The sequence below is a fragment of the Undibacterium sp. Tian12W genome (assembly GCF_049339405.1).
Classification (GTDB): Bacteria; Pseudomonadota; Gammaproteobacteria; order Burkholderiales; family Burkholderiaceae_D; genus Undibacterium.
This window is the reverse complement of record NZ_JBMPPK010000044.1, coordinates 1-16,630: the sequence shown is the minus strand read 5'-3', so window position 1 is coordinate 16,630 and position 16,630 is coordinate 1. Positions and strand designations below refer to the sequence as shown.

Here is a 16,630-nt window from a genome sequence, read left to right as displayed (position 1 = left end):
GAACTGATACAGATGGGGGAGATGTTCCCCAATTTGTGAAGATCATCATGTTCCTGCAACGCATTTCATGCTTTTGCCTGAACATGATTTTGAAATTGAAGAAAAATAGAACTTAATCAGACATTCCTTAATGCTTTTAGCCGCACTGGTTGCGTGGCGGCGATGGAAATGGCAATCGGGCCTGAGAACGATTCTCCCAGCAAAATATAGTCTTCATCCTGTGGTAATTGTGTCTGAACCAGTGCTTCCAGCTCCGTATAGCCCAGCGCCTGATCTACCGGATATGTCAGTATCAGTAACTTGCATTTACCACTCAAGGCCTTGCGCAAAGGCTCATAAAGTGTGCCTGTGCCATCCATGCCAGGCAAAAGAACGATAGTCATCATGCTGGCAATCATAGCAGGCCAGACACTACCATGCAGCCTCAATGCAGCATCAGTGCATTTTGGGGTATCCGGTAATTTGCTGTATCTCTTTATATAAGGGCTGGAGACGGGCGTACATTTTTTGATAGACGCGGTGATACAGCTCATTGTAGATCTGATGATGGTGGGCAATAGGCTCGAAGGTTTTGCCTATACGTGTCATCTCTTTGATGGCAACATCAAAGCTGGGGTGCAAGCCCAACCCCACTGCCGCATCAATGGCGGCACCCAAGCCGGATGTCTCGTAGATATGCGGGCGTGAAGTAGGCAAGCCAAAGATATCAGCCGTCAATTGCATGGCAGCGTCACTTTGCGAACCACCGCCAGAAATACGCAATTCAGTGATTGCTACACCGCTACGCTTTTCTATGCGTTCTTTGCCTTCTCGCAAGGCATAAGCCAGTCCCTCTAGGATAGCGCGATACATGTGTGCACGCGTGTGCACGTCACCAAAACCGATGATGGCGCCTTTGGCCTCTGCACCCGGCACTTTGATACCAGGCGTCCAGTAGGGTTGCAGCATCAGGCCCATGGAGCCTGGTGGTACAGCATTCACCAGTTCATCAAACAAGGCCTCTGGCAAGACACCCTGCTCTGCCGCCTGCAGTTTTTCATGATGACCAAATTGTTCCTTGAACCAGTTGACCATCCAGTAACCACGGAATATCTGCACCTCGGTACTATATGAATTGGGTATTGCCGCCGGATATGGCGGTATGAAGGGTGTCACTTCAAGATATTTTTTGCTGGTGGTATTGATGGTGGCCGTCGTGCCATAACTGAGGCAACCGATATTAGGCTGCTGGCAGCCAGCGCCTATCACTTCACAAGCCTTGTCCGCTGCGGCAGCCAGCAAAGGTGTTCCAGCGAGTATGCCGGTTGCTGCCTCAGCCGCCTGACTGATGTGTCCCATGACCGTGCCGGGCGGCACCAGCTCAGGCAAGCTTTCAGCCTTTACGGCCAATGCCTGCCATTTCCAGTCCAGCTTGCCTGCCCATTTCAAGCTCTTATAGTCAAATGGCAGATAACCGACTTGCGACCCTATGGAATCAATGAAATTGCCGCACAGGCGATAATTCAGGTAACCAGACAACATCAGGTATTTATCGGTTTTATCCCAGATATCAGGCTGATGCGCCTTGATCCAGTTGGCTTCTGCCTCACCTCGAAAGAAATTGATGGTGCTGGCAACACCCGCCAGCTTGAAGGCTGTCATCCATAATGGATTTACTGGCGGGACCACATCGGTACGCCTTTGATCCAGCCAGGTAATTGCAGGCCGCAAAGGCTGGCCTTGCTTGTCCAGGTTGATCATAGTGCCGCGCTGGGTGGTCACGGCGACACCGTGTACGCTCGATGGTGAAACCCCGTGTTCATTCCACAGACGCTGGCAGGCTGTACATACTGCCAGCCAATAATCTTCAGGATGATGCTCGGCCCAGCCAGGTTGATCTGAAAAATAAGCTTCGAGATGTACCTGGGACTTGGCGATAATATTGCCACGCAAATCAAACAGGATAGCCCTGACGCTTTGGGTGCCATTGTCTATGGAGAGGATATATTGTTTGGACATGATTTTTAATCTTATCTAGGCTGCCGCTGATTTCGCCATTCAGGGATACTACTCCTGTCTGGCAAAGCATAATACTTGTTCCACAGTTGCAGATAGGCAGACTGTTCATTTTCCCATCGCTCGTCATCCCATGCCAATTCAGGCTGACAAATTGCCCGGATACGCGGCAACAACGCCAGGCCACCCTGGCGTAACAATAAACCCAGCCTTGTTCTGCGCAACATCAGGTCTTGCAGGTGCTCTACCATTTCATGTCGTGCTGCCCAGCGCAATTCTACCCACATGGTTAATGTGCCTGGTATGTAATCCAGTTCACCATCTTGAGCAATTTGTACAATCTCAGCAGCGGATTCACCATAATGGCCTTGCAGCCGTGATTTTTGTGTATTGCTTAATTTTTTTTCATTCGATAAATCTGATGAGCGGGTAAATAAATTGCTCACCTTTTGATCAGACTGATGACCAGGAAATAAATGAGCAATGTGCTTTAGCGCATCTTGCGCAATCAGCCTGAAAGTCGTCAACTTGCCGCCTGTGACTGTCAATAAGCCTTTTTCCAGCCAGATGGCATGATCACGCCCCTCCTTCGATGGATCGGACTTGCCGGTATCAATCACAGGCCTTATTCCTGCGTAGCTGGCGATGATGTCATCGAGCGTGAGTTGCAACTGCGGGAACTGGAAGTCCATGGCCTCCATCAGATATGCAACTTCTTCTGCAGTAATGGCAGTTTCTTGTTGCATGTCAGAGCTATGATCCACATCTGTCGTCCCCACCAGACTGACGCCTTCCCAGGGATAAACAAAAACAGGGCGGCCATCACGGGGGTGCATCAGGCTTACTGCCTGCGCCACCGGCAAGCGCCAGGCAGGTAATAGCAAATGACTGCCGCGCAGGGGGCGCAATCTTGCACTTGCCCCTTGCTGCTGACGCAGGCCGTCAGCCCAGGCTCCGGTTGCATTGATGATGACTTTGGCCTTGACCTGATATTCTTGCATGCTCACTTCTTCTCGCAAGACCACTCCAGTGGCCTGCTCGTTTTCATACGTGACACTTTTTACAGCAAGGTAATTCAATGCCGTGGCTCCGGCAGCGCGTGCCTCCTGCAAAACCCTGAGCACCAGACGGGCATCATCAGTCTTAGCATCCAGATAGCAGGAGCCGCCCTTCAAATCGACCACAGGTATGTGCGGTGCCAGCATCTGGAAGTCCTGCGCTGAGAAATAGTGCTTGCCACGCAAACCAGCCAGAAAGTCATAGATGACCAAACCCATCGCAAACATCCAGCGCCCCGGCTTGCGACCCTGATAGTCGGCAAAGGCAAAACTCTGCGGCTCTACCAGGCCAGCCGCAGCTTGCATCAATTGCTGCCTTTCGCGTACAGAATCCCGTGTCAGGAGAAATTTACCTTCTTTGATATAACGCAGCCCACCATGCACGAGTTTGGATGAACGGCTGGATGTACCCCATGCGAAATCTTTTTGCTCGACCAGCAAAACCCTTAAGCCACGTCTTGCAGCTTCCAGCAATATACCTGCACCAGTGATTCCACCGCCGATGACGATGATGTCCCAGACTTGCTCATGGCTGGCAATCGTCTTAAGCAAGTCGGCACGTGATTTGGCTGTTTTCATTGCTTTACATCTTCGGCAGGCAATAACTTACCCGGATTCATGATGCCTTGCGGATCGAAGTGTTTGAACAGATGGCGCATGCCGGATATTCCCAGGCTGCCTTTTTCAGCTTCCAGGTAAGGCGCATGGTCACTGCCCACGCCATGCTGGTGACTTATGGTGCCGCCATTAGCGACGATAGCTGCAGAGACTGCAGATTTTAGCCTGCGCCAGCGTGCATAATCATGTTCATAATCACCAGTCAGGCGATAGACAAAGGTTGAGTAGACGCTGGCTCCTTGTCCATACAAATGCGACAAATGCGTATAAGCATGCACCTGTTCATTTTCTGTTGCCATGGCATCCCGCCCGGCTTGTTCCATGCTCAGCATCATGGTCTTCACTTTGGGCCAGTCGCAAGCTGTCTCTACGGTATCTATCGCATAACCCTGCTGCCAGGCACTGTTGCGCAGATAGACATTCCTGAAACGCCCCTGCTTCCATTTTTCACCCATGGTTTTACCTACATGCACACCTTTATGCTGGCCCGTCATCTTCAATGCAGATTTGATGGCATGGCGCACTTGAGATTTTTCGCCGCTGGCACCGATGAGCAAAACGCATTTACCTTCATCGCAGCCACGCAGGCGCAGATAAGATTCCAGCAAACCTATTAACTTTTTGTGGCCTGCCAGCGTCAGGCTGGTCAGGGTTTCAGTGGCATTTGAGAGCCGCAACATCGATAAACCGAGCTTGCCCTGGGCGATAGACCTCACAGCAGTTTGCGCTGCATCCCAGTCAGGAAAGAACACCGCGTGAAATTCTTCACATGCAGGTAAAGGTGTAATGCGCACGGTCACTTCAGTCACTATGCCCATGCGCCCTTCTGACCCCAGCAGCATTTCCCGCAAGTCAAGCCCGGCAGCTGATGCCGGAAAGGTCTGGATATCCAGCCGCCCCGCAGGCGTTTCTACCCTGGCACCAGCCAGTAATTGTTCTATACGTCCATAGCGTAACGACTGCTGACCAGATGAACGGGTAACCACCCAGCCACCCAGCGTCGAATATTCAAAAGACTGTGGAAAATGCCCCAGCGTATAGCCATGGGCGCGCAATTGCGCTTCCAGGTCCGGGCCAAAGACACCTGCTCCAAAAGTCGCCAGTTGCGCTTCCTTGTCCAGATTCAGCAATTGCGACATGCGTGACATATCCACCGATAAGACCGGCTGCACGCTCTCTGCGGCGGCCAGGTGCCCAACCACGCTGGTGCCACCGCCGTAAGGTATCAGGGAGATATTATGCAATGTGGCGTAATCCAGCAAACTGCGCACATCTCCGGCACTTTCTGGGTAAGCCACACCATCAGGGAAATGGCTGATCTTGCCAAAGCGCATTTTGAGCCAGTCTGGCAGGCTTTGCCCCAGGCTATGCCTGACACGGCCCAGCGCATCTGTATCTACCAAAGGATGAGCCAGCAAACGGCTCTCTGGCACTTGCTGGCATACCTGATCCAGTTCTGCATCTGTCTGCGGCACGCCCTGGCCTATGCGTGCCTGCAAAAAACTCAGGGCATCTGCATTGATCGCATAATGAATACTGTCATCCCCCCAACCATTCCAACGTCGCATTTTTCTATCCCTGAATTAAGCCCGAGCTTGGTATACTCAATAATTAACTTGCAGCTTAATCAAGTGTCACCTTCAGGTATTGCGCTTTCATGACAAGATTCTTGTTTTAATATGCCAAATTCACATACAGGATCAGTCGCGAATAAGCTCAGCACTGGGCGGGTGGCTGCCGCCTACCTGCAACCTTTGCTTGAACTGGCGAATGAACGTAGTTTGAATTTGCGCGCGCTGGCGACCATGGCTGGCATGGCTGAAGATGCCATGAGCAGGCTGCAGGAGAGCATAGCCGCTGCGGACTATATACGCCTGCTTGATGCTGGCGCAGAACTGAGCAAAGACCCGCACTTTGGCTTGCATGTAGGCGAGAGGGTGAAGCTTGGCACTTACAATGTGTATGGCATGATACTCATGAGCTGCAAGGATTTTGAGCAGGCTTTCCAGCAAACCATGCGCTATGAAGGCTTGGCTCATGACCTTGGCCGCTCGGCATTAGCAGTTGAAGATGCGATGACCGAATACCAGTGGCACAGCCATTTCCCGCAAGCCAGCAGGCATCTGGCTGAAAGCGTATTCGCTGGCATACGCGTATTTGGCAACTGGTTTGCTGGCACTACACTGCCCGATGCCCCGGTTTATTTCAGGCATGCGGCTCCAGATGATTTGAAAGAACATCATCGCCTGTTTGGCATGGAAGTGCATTTCGATGCAACGCTCAACTGCGCCCGCTTTCCAACCGCTTTGCTGAGCTGGCCAGTACCCAATGCCGATGTCAGCATGTACCCGATATTGCAACATCATGCCGAAAAATTACTCAAACAAAAACAGCAGGCCCAGCAAGATGGTGGTATCGTCGCCCAGGTCAGGGCGGCTATCAGCAATACTTTGGCGCAAGACCAGGCCAGATTACCCCTGATCGCTCAAGAGCTACTGCTGAGCCAGCGAACGCTGCAGCGCAAATTGAGTGAGGCTGGCATCAGCTTCCAGCAAATTCTGGATCAAACCCGGAAAGACATGGCCATCGATTATTTGCAGCAAACAGGTTTCAGCCTGGCTGATATCGCCTTCCTGCTAGGCTATCAGGAGCAAAGCGCTTTCAACCATGCCTTCAAGGAGTGGACTGGGGTGAGCCCGGGTGCCTACAGAGAGAAAAGCCAGCGCCGAAAATAAACTAAACATAAATTGAAAATAAAAAAAGCGTCAGTCGATTATACGACTGACGCTTTTTTTGGATTCTGGACGGTGGCTTGTCTGCTTGAACGCAAACCAAGCGCACCTCACTACCGTCATACATATCGGTTGTATGTACAGCAGCTAGACATACTATAACGCAAAATTATGACGGCTGCATGAAACACTTTTTGTACTGTATCAAACGCCTGCGATTTTATTCTCCAGCACTGACACCCGCGTCGTTATCCTGCGCGCCCGCATCAGCAGAAGCTTCAGTGACGGCGAGTTTTTCAAAGCGGAACAGGTCTTGTATCGAACAATTAAAAAGCTCGGCAAAAGCTTCAATGAACTCTACCTTCCAGTGTTCTGCCTTGTTATCGACGATACGTAATAACTGGGAATGCGAGACGGTCACCCGTCTTGCGATCAGCAGGCGGTGCAAGGCAGAAACCGAACGAATCTTGTGCTCAACCATCAACTCACGGATTCTGAGTTCGGCTTTTATTTTGTGTCCGGACATGGGGAAAAGTATTGTTACTGGGTTTGTCATAAGCGTGATTGAACCTCAATCAACGGCTGCGATGATACAGGATATAAGCAATTTTTGCGGTCACCGCATAAAAACAACATGAAACATTCAATTTTCTCCACGCCATGCTGGATTTTTTCCAAAAGCTGTGGCAAGATCAATTCATCGAATTTGGCAAGACTTTTAAACATTTTTTCTTAAGGAACGATACGTGAAATCTACCTGGCTCCCACAACTGCAACAAGACATGTGCTTAACCGCACAAGGCTTGCTGTCAGCATTGTCGGCCAAGGCAGTGGCGGGACTGAATTATCGTGATGCACTTACAACTCTGGCGGCGTCTGGCACAACGTCCAAACGCGATGATAGCAACAGCATTATTCGCACAGTCGCCAAGCATGTGAGTACCCGTAGCGAGCAGTCCAAGCCAGTTAATTTTACGTTCAACCCTAACCAGTATCACCGCATCCGAAGGCCAGCCCTTCAGGTAGCAGGAGCAAATTAAAACCCGCTCCTCCCTACTTAAAGCTGAAAAGCCCGGATGCCCTGAAAAGCTCCGGGCTTTTTGTTTAATCATCTGCTGTTTTTTATCAAAAAAGCACAGACCCAGCAGTAAAACCCGCGTAAGCGGTCGTGGCCAGTAGCTAGCAGTCAGGCCACGGAAACACCGGTACTGAAAACAGTTCCGCAAGTAACAATATTCATTTAATCAAGCTTTTCCTTGCTTACTGAATCGCAAGGACAAGCCCGGGCTTAAAGGGGAAACCCGCCAGCCTGACGTTATTTTTATTTCTAAGGAAGGGAGGTAAACATGTTTGCTGTATTCTGGATAGAAATCCACAAGCAAATTAAGATGTCTCACTGCAGGGAATTTGATACCGGCGACATGATTGCCGCTCTCAAATTTGCTGACAATCTGAGACAAAGACAGGCCGCAGGAGAATATATACGCCACATCAGCATGTCGTCAGAAAATACCAATTCTGTCGGTGTGCCAAGTGCGGCAATAGATTATCACTGGGCCGACCACAAGATCGCGGCATGATACAAAAACATATCAACGCCACTATCAATATGACACCAGCAAATGCAAAGACCTGAGCTAGCTCAGGTCTTTTTTATTGGCAAGGCGAATTACTTAATACAATTGATCCAGGACGCCAGCGGATGTGAAGAATTTGGCTCTTGCACTGAATAGCGTGGTACCTGCACTACCTCCTTTTGGTCCTGCATCGTTTTTGATGCCAGCACATCACTGATGTTCTGCGACAGGTTTTCGCGCTGATTTTCTCTCAGCCATGTCACCAGCTTGGTGCTGGAATCAGTATCCATGGTCATCAACACTCTTGCCGCTTCAAAAAGAGAATTTTGTATCGGCACCTCGTCGCAACGCCCGGGCCCGTTCAAGGCAAGCTTGTAATTTGTTTGTATGGAATTGACAAAACGGTCTAGTCTGATGAGTTGATTATCCCGATAGGAATCATCTCTGTATTCATCAGCCGCAGCCTGCTGGAAAAATGCATTGCGCTTGCGCGGATTGCCTTTTTTGGTCAGCTCCAGCAAACGATCCAGACCTATATGCCAGACTGCACAATTTGCATTATTGATAGAGCGGCCTGCGGATTCATTCAACGCAAAATGACGCCCGCGCTCAACAGCATTCCCTTTTCCAGAAAATGCATAATTCTTTAACGGGATATTGACGTTAGGATTGAACCTGAATGACTGGTCAGATGCCAATGGCACACCCAGCATCTCCAGTTGCCATTCCCTGCGTTGCTCGAGCAATGAATCGAAAGCGCGATAAATAGACGGGCTGATGACATAATCTATCATGCTGCTCCTGGTATCTGCCAATGAACCGCTCAAGTCTCCCCTGTCATTGACGTGCGCATCTACCAGTATCAGCAAGCAAGACAAATCCTGAGTGCCCACCAAAATCTCTGAATAAGCACGGACCAGGGCATCAACACCCAGGTTATCAGACGAACCGGCATCATATAGATGCAAAAATTTGGGGCTGGCCTGATGATAAATATCAGTGTCAGCATTAAAGTTTTTTAATGCCAGAGGCACGAACAAACCAGGATAGGCAGCAGATGCAGCCACTGCATCTGCCAGGCGCAACTGATTTAAATCTGAACCAATTTCCTTGAATGCCGCATCAGTGAAAGTGAAGCCCTGCAGACTCGCTTCTGAAGAATTAAGCCCCCGGGTCGTCAAGCTGTCTGCGCCGACAAAGCGGTGCGCATGCGAGCTGTTGATATACAGTGACGGCTTGCCCGGCTTGCGCTCACCCAAATCACCATACACCGCACCTTTGTATATCCCCGTGTCAAACACATCTGCCAGGATGCGGGTGGCATTCTTACCGGATGTCAGGGTGGGTACAAAATTGATAGGATTGGCCGAACGGTATACCCATGATGACAAATAGTCCCGGCGCAATTGGGACGCCATCACATCAAAATCCGCGTCACTGGTCAAGGGCTTCAGGCTGACAGCAGCTGCCGCAAGTGAGCCACCAGAGACTGATGACAATGCCGTGACCTCATCAAACAAACCAAAATGACGCAACTGCGACATCACCCCCAGGCCAAAATTTGCCGCGCGCAATCCACCACCAGAAATCGCTACTCCCACAAACATGGGATGAGGGCAAGGATCGCTCTCAGCCGCAGTACTTGTTGCACATCCCAGCCTCGACGCGTAATGCGCCCGTAGAACGCTGGTGTCACCACCAGCAGCCTTGACATTTATATGAGGATTTCTTTCATCGAGGTGCAAAGAAGCACAGCCTGACAAAAGCATCGTCGCCCAGATCGAAGAGCCGATAATGGCATTTTTTATCGGGGAAATATTCAACAATTCAAACTCCATGACTCCCTTGAAACTTTGAATTCCCTGGTCAATATAAAAAGATTGACGACGAAAATTCAAATGCAAACTTGATAGACTATTAATTATTGCATAGGTTCCAGAATATCTCACAGAGTCGCTGCAATCCAGTCCTGCCCTCCCTCGCAAGATACAGCAAATCACTAAAGCTGCACCGCACATATGACACGAGATCTCTAAAATGAACTTGTCTTTTTAACCATCATCAACTACATTGTCAAATCGAAATTTAAAACTGATTTGCCCGATGCGCATATTGACCCGGTCAGGACAAATCTGCCCCTCCCCCCCGCATACCAACCCACATCTACGAGGAAAATAGTATGAGCACATCGATAGGCAATACATCCGACCCCAATCCAGGATTAGCGATGACGCTGGCGGCAATAGCATATTGCGCTGATCCAGCCTCAACTTTAAACAGCATGGACAATGGCTGGAGCGCAGTCTGGGTAGCGCAAACTGACATCAACGGCAATATCGCCTTCGTTGCCTATAATGGCAGCTCACAATATGTAGTGGGGATACGCGGTTCACTGCTCAACTTTAGCTGGCAGGCTTTTGACAACTGGTTTGATCAGGATTTTAATGTGTTTGAACAAACTGCCTGGACATATCCTGGCAGCGACGCCAACCCCATGATCTCACAGGGCTCGTCAGATGGTCTCAATGACCTGACGCAGCTGGTCGATGCGACTGGTCAAACGATATACCAGTACCTTACTGCAAATGCCATCGGCAGTGACATTTCCATCGGCGTGGTTGGACATAGCCTGGGCGGCAACCTTACGACAGTTTTTGCGCCCTGGCTGTTGTATCAACTCCAGCAAAACAATATAACCCCGCCCAAGCTTTTTCCTGTGTTCACCTTTGCCGCCCCCACCGCTGGCAACCAGGCATTTGCAGATGCCTACGACAAAAGCTTCACCAATTCATGGCGCTACTATAACGAGATAGACCTCGTCCCCATGGCATCGGACAATTTACGTTCTGCCGGCTTACTTTATTCACCAGCACCAGAGGCCAGCGGCATAGAAACCACTTACCACAACATCACCGTCACACTCAAAGAAGGCATAGGCCTTATCGCCGATGCAATCGACGCTTCCGAACTTGGTTACGGGTCGTATTACACCCAAACCAATCAGGCCAGCGGCAGTGTCGTGCTGAACACCTCAAAATCACTGCATACTGTCGATACCAGCAAAGCTCTGATAGATCAATGGTTTGACCAGGTAGCCGCACAGCATGAGCAAGCCAATTATTTATCTTTCTTTGGATTACCACCGGTCAGTTGCACAACTTCGTGAATGCACGATGCCTGCCAGAGCAGCAAGAACAAACAAGCCCTTGATCAACAAGGGCTTGTTTTATGATGATAAGTCTTCAGAGGCGCTGCTGGCCTTAGCGCGAATTCCGCTGCATAAAAAGACTGGCTACACTCAATATCGCCAGTGCGCCAACGATCAAACTGCCCAGCGCCTGAAAGTCAAAACCACCATTGTAGGGCGTATCAACATTTAAATATGAGGGCATCAGGCAGCCTATGATCAGGCCACCCGCAATACCAACGAGCACATTCAGATAAATATTCTGGTGATCCCCCGTCGAAGTCGTCAAAATAATCCAGCCGACGATGCCACCGACAAAAATCCAAAAAATCAATTCCATATGCCCTCCGAGTTGGTTAGTTATCCTGCCCTGCTATCTGTTAGATCGTCATCATTAAAAATCAATGACCAAATAATTTTTGCCTTTGTTCATGGCGTTGCTGCGCTTCCAGCGACAGCGTTGCCGTAGGGCGAGCCAGCAAACGCTCGACACCAATAGGCTCGCCAGAATCTTCACACCAGCCATAATCCCCTTCATCTATACGCGCTATCGCAGCCCTGACCTTTTTGAGCAACTTGCTTTCACGGTCACGTGCACGCAATTCCAGCGCATGCTCTTCTTCTATCGTGGCACGGTCAAAAGGGTCTGCAATGATGTCGTTTTCCTGAAGATGCATGGTAGTCTCATTAGCATTCTGGACCAGCGTCAATTCAATCTCCTCCAGGCGAGATTTAAAAAACGCCAGTTGCGCATCATTCATGTACTCCATCTCCCCCATGCGCAGAATTTTTTCTTCTGTCAGCTTAGACCTGGAAGCAAGTGCACTGGATTTGATTGCCGCTTTTTTAGATGCAGTATTGGTTTGCATGGTAGTCATCGTGATACTCCTGAATCAAGTAGTGAGTCGATTGTCCAATTAAATATTTCTCAAGAGAACTTTAGAAGAAACCAGCAGATCCACTGCATAGGTTTTTACTTCGCTGTTGCAGAAATATTTAAAACGTAAGGCAAGATACCAATCAATTCCCGCCACATCTACAAGACCAAGGCCACAAAACTTGTCAGTCAGTTCCTACGCTGGCTCAAAAATCAAATAGCACATCCATTCTGCCAATCATGAAGACGACCTTGCTATGCCGTATGCATAGGCGCGCAACATGCAGGCCACACCGGACCATGCTGGCAATCGCGTCATCGCTCACAAGCATGAAAATGCCTGAATGGTGGCCTGACTACGCACCCTGCTCTTTACGCTGCCCCGCGCTGACGCTCGCTACAGTAAGCGAATGAATCAGGCGAACTACATAGTATGCCTCTCTAAAGACTCGCATTTTGCTAGCCAGGCAAAGTCAAAAACCGTGCGTTATAAGCCTTGTAAGTATGGATGCCCCACAGCACTGCGCGTTGTCTGACAAAACGCCTACATCTCCACTGACTGAAAGCAATAAAACATCTATTTAAGATGGCGCTACTGGTTATTTCAAACCACCGCGTCAAACCACCATGAAAAATTGGCGACCCTGGGTCGAATCTATTGAGGAGAAAGTAATGTCATCAAATTCCATCAGCAACAACCAAGCCTCTTCCAAACGCTTTGCGTCCATCATGAATACAACCATCAACGCTGTCATTCAAGATGCTGCCAAGCAAAGGGCACAGTCATCGTTCAATGACGACATCCAAAGAAACGGCATATTTGCTGATGAAGAACATGATTTTCTTGAAAGCTCTATAAAACTGACAGCTAGTCTGAATCGCAATACGGCAAACAAAGAAGTGAAAAAATCAAAAGCAGGATTTGATGACGACGACCTGTATGTCTTTATGGACGAAGATTATCAAGACGACCTGCGTTTATCCGATGCCATGATTTTTGATGACATGGCCAGATCATCCATGTCAGATATCTAAAGCGCAGCTTTGGAAATAAAAGCGCGGTAATAAGTGGAGGACAGTGGAGGAAGCGCAGGAAATTCCCCCCTTCACACACCCTTCACTTTGCCGTCAATATCTCAATCTGAATTTTAAGAAAATCAAAAAAATGACTACGTCCAGAAATATTTTCGCCAATAAAGAAAGCAGCTTCCCTACCGCAGCAGGCATCTTCTTTGGTTTAGGCCTTGGCGGCCTGGTGGACACAGTCATACTCCCACGCATCTTCAACTGGCACAACACCCCAAGCAATGTGCACCCCATCACCTCCATTAAAAACCTCCCCGTCAGCAACTTCACAGGCAGCATGACAGCTAGCCTTGCATACACCCTCACTTACGTCTTCTTCATCACTGCATTCATCCTGTTTTGGCAGGCCAGCAGAACATACAGCTTGCAAACGTCATCACCATTATTAAAAGGAAGCCTGCTCACCGGCTGGGGCATTTTTAATATGATAGAAGGCATCATCGGCCACTATCTCCTGAGCACTCACCATGCAGAAGGATCAGTCGCTATTGCACATTCGATGTATTGGGACATCTGCTTCCTGGTGACAGGCGTGATCATGCTGGCCGCAGGGATAAGACTAATCCAGCAAAAAGACATGAAACAAATGACTTATTTGTTTGGCGTGAATACAGCACGAAAAAATCAAATTGCTTGAATTGGATATTAAAGCTACCTAGTACCAGGCGGGCCAGTTGATGACACCGGTGCTGCTGATGCTCACGGTGAAGTGATCAGGCGCAGGTTGAACACATGTAACGCTGGTCATTCATGTGATATACGGCTGATTTTGGATTACTTGTAGCGTTGATGTTGATAATATTTAACTACCTCTTCCAATCGAACACAGAACGAGGGCGAGTTAAACGCTTATGACTTTCATATTCCTCAATTATGTTGTTTTCAGATAAATGATAAGATTTATTCGGGCTAGTATTAAGAATAGCTGCAATTTTAATAGCTTCCACGAAGTCACCACGTCTTGCAGCTATAACCACCAGCTCTCTATTGAGTAAAGGTTCCTCAGGGTCTTGTGCAACTAATAATTTAAATTCTGTCTCTGCTTCATCTAAGTAATTAAGGCTAAGCAGCAACGCGGCTCTACTATACCGACCTCCACGTGATTCGTCCCCATTATCGACCTCTACAAGTTGATCCATTACGTCGAGCAGTTTCCTGACACGCTCCATAGGGACATAAGTACCCCATTGGTCTTGTATACAATCAGTGCCCGCATGCTTAGTGCGACTATTATCAAGTTCTCGCCACAATTTTGTTTTTTGTTTAACTAGGGCCTTGAACTCTGGGTCTTTAATTGAAAGAATTTTGTTGGACATTTATCTATTCCCAAATCTTCTACATTGAAATGAAACAGGTGCTGAGGCGACAGGCACAACAACAAATTCGTTAAGTGGAAACACTTCAGGTACAACATCACAGAATCTATAGAACGCTGACAAAACCCCACCCTGTCCCGAATTACTTTTCGGAGGAACCTTTGCAACCGTTCCGCCTATCCCACCTTCATAAGAAGATGCAAAAGGATATTCTTCACAAGATGTTCCTTTGTTAGTAACAGGCATTCCTTGTCCAAGAGCACATTTCGCAAGAGCAACTAATCTATTTGTATATCTTAGAGCCTGCGTTCTGTGCAAAATCGCTTGACTCGCCATAGCCTGAGAAAGGTATACATGCTGGCCAACACCGGGCAATTGTGATTCACTCATGAACACAATCGGCATGCGAATCTGCGCTGGTGCCTGGATGGCACTGCCAAGGTCGATGCCAGCGCTACACAGCATTTTATACTGGGTATGATGGATCATGGAACGCACTTGAATTTGTTGTTGGCGCGACTTGAGTCCGCAACTTCGGAATCTATCCTTGAACAACTTGCTTCAGCGATCAGGATGTTTGGTAAACCTAAATTGATTCGTACTGATAATGCTTCTGTGTTTCGCAGTTCGAAGTTAAAAAAAGTAATGAGCAGGCTTGGCATCCGTCAGGAATTCAGTAAGCCTGGCAAGCCTTGGCAAAACGGAAGTATTAAGCGTTTGTTTTTAACGCTCAAAGAGAAGTTGAATTTGATTACTCCTGTTAATGTGTGGCTTGATGCTCGATTGTTTGCTGGGCGATTTTACGGTCTGGTATAACCAAATCAGGCCACATCATCATTTGCATGGGTATATACCTGCTGAGGTGTGGACTGGTGTTGACCCTTATGTCTCAGCGCCGAAATCTGTTGAGCATTTTAGTACCTGGGATGGTCTGCTGACCGGTTACTATTTACAGCGTTAGCCACACCCTCAGAAAACAGAATAGCTGTTGATCTTGAACATTTTTGGTGTTCAGGGTGATGCTCGCCTCAAGCAAATAATTTGCTCAAATTTCAATCAGACGAACAATTTTATTTCTCGCGGTGATTAAAAAATGATCAATTCAGTGTTTGATTGAACCAAAACCTTTACCAGATTTTGCAAAAAAATGCTGATCTGGCGAAAAGACTTGGTTTAATTGAACACTGAACAGGGCAGCAGCAGTAGCAGGCGACTCGTTTAATTTGCCACTTTATTTTTCTTGTACCAATCTAGTTTCTTTTCAAACCAAGGCAGCGCACAACGCTTAACATCTGCGATCGCCCTGTCAACGGCAACCTCAACCCGCATCTTCGCTTCAGGATCACCAATCTGCCGCATTTCCTCAGCCATGAATTCTGCTTGATAGGCATTTATATCGTCAATTGTCACACTAGGCTTCCAAAATGACCAGTTATACGCTATTTCCTCTGGCTTGAATCCAGCAATTGGACCCGACAGTACTTGTATTAAAACAACTGCTTTTGGAGAAGCAATAGTTTCATCAGTAAATGGCTGTATATTCCAATACGCATCCGTTTTTGATTTACCTGCCTCCGACCATTCACAATATCCTTCGAAATAGTCTTGTCGCGGATGGCCCAAAAATTCAATGCTGAAAGTTAATTTATCGATAGAGCTCCAGACAAATTTGATAGGCTTAGCAGACGGTTTTATCTCATCTGCTGCTTTTCTTGATGGCGTCTCTTTCAAAACAAAATCAGGGAAATTCATATGCATTTTTTTGACTAGCACGCGCTTCCAGAATTTCTTATAGCAATCTCTCATTGTCACAATCCTTTAGTAAATAAGATTTCTAGCAACTGTGTTAACTCTGTTGCTCCGGCCACGATCCCACCAATGCTGTCCGCCGCTAACTTATGAGCCATTCTTGAGGTGTACTGTCAATAACGGACACTCATGTTTCAAGCGGCCTACGATTGTTGATTGAAATTATTTGCAAACAAGGCAGGTGGAATATAGTCGAGGCGTGAATGACGACGCTGGCGGTTATAAAAGCTTTCGATATATTCCTTAATAGCAGCCTGTGCATCAGCACGGGTCGGGTAGTGCTGGTGATGTATCAATTCATTTTTCAGGCTACCCCAGAAGCTTTCCATCGGCGCATTGTCATAGCAGTTTCCTTTGCGCGACATCGACGCCTGC

General features: G+C 48.2%; 19 protein-coding genes. 7 read left to right on the top strand and 12 right to left on the bottom strand.

Going from position 1 to position 16,630, the window contains the following annotated elements:
• Positions 1-116: 116 nt before the first annotated feature.
• From ACO0LI_RS30060 to ACO0LI_RS30045, 4 genes are read right to left on the bottom strand one after another with little or no spacing between them, the layout of a single operon-like run.
• Complete coding sequence (locus ACO0LI_RS30060; RefSeq protein ID WP_423037564.1) at positions 117-383, bottom strand: alpha/beta fold hydrolase; 267 nt, start codon at positions 381-383, stop codon at positions 117-119.
• Between the two features lie 52 nt (positions 384-435).
• Positions 436-1,998 (bottom strand): FGGY-family carbohydrate kinase, encoded by a 1,563-nt coding sequence (locus ACO0LI_RS30055; protein WP_423037562.1) that lies wholly within the window; start codon positions 1,996-1,998, stop codon positions 436-438.
• A gap of 11 nt (positions 1,999-2,009) precedes the next feature.
• Positions 2,010-3,632, bottom strand: a complete 1,623-nt coding sequence (locus tag ACO0LI_RS30050; protein WP_423037560.1) for a glycerol-3-phosphate dehydrogenase/oxidase — start codon at positions 3,630-3,632, stop codon at positions 2,010-2,012.
• Positions 3,629-5,239: an FAD-binding oxidoreductase gene (locus ACO0LI_RS30045; protein WP_423037558.1), complete on the bottom strand. Its 1,611-nt coding sequence runs from the start codon at positions 5,237-5,239 to the stop codon at positions 3,629-3,631. The genes ACO0LI_RS30050 and ACO0LI_RS30045 overlap by 4 nt, the downstream gene beginning before the upstream one ends.
• Positions 5,240-5,350: 111 nt before the next feature.
• Here ACO0LI_RS30045 and ACO0LI_RS30040 point away from each other — a divergent pair, with 111 nt between their 5' ends.
• Positions 5,351-6,406, top strand: a complete 1,056-nt coding sequence (locus ACO0LI_RS30040; RefSeq protein WP_423037556.1) for an AraC family transcriptional regulator — start codon at positions 5,351-5,353, stop codon at positions 6,404-6,406.
• A 217-nt stretch (positions 6,407-6,623) separates the two neighbouring features.
• Here the strand turns inward: ACO0LI_RS30040 and ACO0LI_RS30035 are convergent, their stop codons facing one another.
• Positions 6,624-6,929: a helix-turn-helix domain-containing protein gene (locus ACO0LI_RS30035; RefSeq protein WP_423037554.1), complete on the bottom strand. Its 306-nt coding sequence runs from the start codon at positions 6,927-6,929 to the stop codon at positions 6,624-6,626.
• A gap of 220 nt (positions 6,930-7,149) precedes the next feature.
• Here ACO0LI_RS30035 and ACO0LI_RS30030 point away from each other — a divergent pair, with 220 nt between their 5' ends.
• Together ACO0LI_RS30030 and ACO0LI_RS30025 are read left to right on the top strand one after the other, a co-directional pair.
• Positions 7,150-7,443: a hypothetical protein gene (locus ACO0LI_RS30030; RefSeq protein WP_423037552.1), complete on the top strand. Its 294-nt coding sequence runs from the start codon at positions 7,150-7,152 to the stop codon at positions 7,441-7,443.
• A 306-nt stretch (positions 7,444-7,749) separates the two neighbouring features.
• Entirely contained in the window at positions 7,750-7,983 is a 234-nt protein-coding gene (locus tag ACO0LI_RS30025; protein WP_232063347.1) for a hypothetical protein, read from the top strand.
• An 89-nt stretch (positions 7,984-8,072) separates the two neighbouring features.
• Here the strand turns inward: ACO0LI_RS30025 and ACO0LI_RS30020 are convergent, their stop codons facing one another.
• Positions 8,073-9,806: a patatin-like phospholipase family protein gene (locus ACO0LI_RS30020; RefSeq protein ID WP_423037550.1), complete on the bottom strand. Its 1,734-nt coding sequence runs from the start codon at positions 9,804-9,806 to the stop codon at positions 8,073-8,075.
• Positions 9,807-10,159: 353 nt separating this feature from the next.
• Here ACO0LI_RS30020 and ACO0LI_RS30015 point away from each other — a divergent pair, with 353 nt between their 5' ends.
• The gene (locus tag ACO0LI_RS30015; protein WP_423037548.1) at positions 10,160-11,146 is read left to right on the top strand and encodes a lipase family protein; all 987 of its coding nucleotides are present in this window, start codon (positions 10,160-10,162) and stop codon (positions 11,144-11,146) included.
• Between the two features lie 94 nt (positions 11,147-11,240).
• Here the strand turns inward: ACO0LI_RS30015 and ACO0LI_RS30010 are convergent, their stop codons facing one another.
• Together ACO0LI_RS30010 and dksA are read right to left on the bottom strand one after the other, a co-directional pair.
• On the bottom strand, positions 11,241-11,507 hold the full coding sequence (locus ACO0LI_RS30010) for a GlsB/YeaQ/YmgE family stress response membrane protein (RefSeq protein ID WP_423037546.1): 267 nt from the start codon (positions 11,505-11,507) through the stop codon (positions 11,241-11,243).
• Positions 11,508-11,568: 61 nt separating this feature from the next.
• Positions 11,569-12,036 (bottom strand): RNA polymerase-binding protein DksA, encoded by a 468-nt coding sequence (dksA, locus tag ACO0LI_RS30005; protein ID WP_423037568.1) that lies wholly within the window; start codon positions 12,034-12,036, stop codon positions 11,569-11,571.
• Between the two features lie 635 nt (positions 12,037-12,671).
• On the opposite strand from dksA, the gene ACO0LI_RS30000 reads away from it, so the two are divergent.
• Positions 12,672-13,079, top strand: coding sequence for a hypothetical protein (locus ACO0LI_RS30000; protein WP_423037544.1), 408 nt, complete (start codon positions 12,672-12,674; stop codon positions 13,077-13,079).
• A 43-nt stretch (positions 13,080-13,122) separates the two neighbouring features.
• A complete protein-coding gene (locus ACO0LI_RS29995) occupies positions 13,123-13,767 on the top strand; it encodes a DUF2243 domain-containing protein (protein ID WP_423037542.1) in 645 nt (214 codons plus the stop codon).
• Positions 13,768-13,936: 169 nt separating this feature from the next.
• Here the strand turns inward: ACO0LI_RS29995 and ACO0LI_RS29990 are convergent, their stop codons facing one another.
• Together ACO0LI_RS29990 and ACO0LI_RS29985 are read right to left on the bottom strand one after the other, a co-directional pair.
• Complete coding sequence (locus ACO0LI_RS29990) at positions 13,937-14,446, bottom strand: tetratricopeptide repeat protein (protein WP_423037540.1); 510 nt, start codon at positions 14,444-14,446, stop codon at positions 13,937-13,939.
• The gene (locus tag ACO0LI_RS29985; RefSeq protein ID WP_423037538.1) at positions 14,447-14,935 is read right to left on the bottom strand and encodes a NucA/NucB deoxyribonuclease domain-containing protein; all 489 of its coding nucleotides are present in this window, start codon (positions 14,933-14,935) and stop codon (positions 14,447-14,449) included.
• Between ACO0LI_RS29985 and ACO0LI_RS29980 the strand changes: the two genes are divergently transcribed.
• Positions 14,858-15,262, top strand: a complete 405-nt coding sequence (locus ACO0LI_RS29980) for a DDE-type integrase/transposase/recombinase (RefSeq protein ID WP_423037566.1) — start codon at positions 14,858-14,860, stop codon at positions 15,260-15,262. The genes ACO0LI_RS29985 and ACO0LI_RS29980 overlap by 78 nt on opposite strands.
• 402 nt (positions 15,263-15,664) lie before the next feature.
• On the opposite strand, the gene ACO0LI_RS29975 is transcribed toward ACO0LI_RS29980, so the two are convergent.
• Positions 15,665-16,198: a hypothetical protein gene (locus tag ACO0LI_RS29975; RefSeq protein ID WP_423037536.1), complete on the bottom strand. Its 534-nt coding sequence runs from the start codon at positions 16,196-16,198 to the stop codon at positions 15,665-15,667.
• Positions 16,199-16,398: 200 nt separating this feature from the next.
• Positions 16,399-16,630 (bottom strand): IS3 family transposase (locus ACO0LI_RS29970; RefSeq protein ID WP_423037534.1); only part of this gene is annotated, 232 nt, incomplete at its 5' end.

Bases quoted from the DNA above. Each gene is read 5' to 3' on its own strand.
- ACO0LI_RS30060 (WP_423037564.1), bottom strand. From the start codon at position 383: ATGACTATCGTTCTTTTGCCTGGCATGGATGGCACAGGCACACTTTAT.
- ACO0LI_RS30050 (WP_423037560.1), bottom strand. From the start codon at position 3,632: ATGAAAACAGCCAAATCACGTGCCGACTTGCTTAAGACGATTGCCAGC.
- ACO0LI_RS29990 (WP_423037540.1), bottom strand. From the start codon at position 14,446: ATGTCCAACAAAATTCTTTCAATTAAAGACCCAGAGTTCAAGGCCCTA.
- ACO0LI_RS30015 (WP_423037548.1), top strand. From the start codon at position 10,160: ATGAGCACATCGATAGGCAATACATCCGACCCCAATCCAGGATTAGCG.
- ACO0LI_RS30010 (WP_423037546.1), bottom strand. From the start codon at position 11,507: ATGGAATTGATTTTTTGGATTTTTGTCGGTGGCATCGTCGGCTGGATT.
- ACO0LI_RS30045 (WP_423037558.1), bottom strand. From the start codon at position 5,239: ATGCGACGTTGGAATGGTTGGGGGGATGACAGTATTCATTATGCGATC.
- ACO0LI_RS30035 (WP_423037554.1), bottom strand. From the start codon at position 6,929: ATGTCCGGACACAAAATAAAAGCCGAACTCAGAATCCGTGAGTTGATG.
- ACO0LI_RS30055 (WP_423037562.1), bottom strand. From the start codon at position 1,998: ATGTCCAAACAATATATCCTCTCCATAGACAATGGCACCCAAAGCGTC.
- ACO0LI_RS30040 (WP_423037556.1), top strand. From the start codon at position 5,351: ATGCCAAATTCACATACAGGATCAGTCGCGAATAAGCTCAGCACTGGG.
- ACO0LI_RS29985 (WP_423037538.1), bottom strand. From the start codon at position 14,935: ATGATCCATCATACCCAGTATAAAATGCTGTGTAGCGCTGGCATCGAC.
- ACO0LI_RS30000 (WP_423037544.1), top strand. From the start codon at position 12,672: ATGAAAAATTGGCGACCCTGGGTCGAATCTATTGAGGAGAAAGTAATG.
- dksA (WP_423037568.1), bottom strand. From the start codon at position 12,036: ATGCAAACCAATACTGCATCTAAAAAAGCGGCAATCAAATCCAGTGCA.
- ACO0LI_RS30025 (WP_232063347.1), top strand. From the start codon at position 7,750: ATGTTTGCTGTATTCTGGATAGAAATCCACAAGCAAATTAAGATGTCT.
- ACO0LI_RS29975 (WP_423037536.1), bottom strand. From the start codon at position 16,198: ATGAATTTCCCTGATTTTGTTTTGAAAGAGACGCCATCAAGAAAAGCA.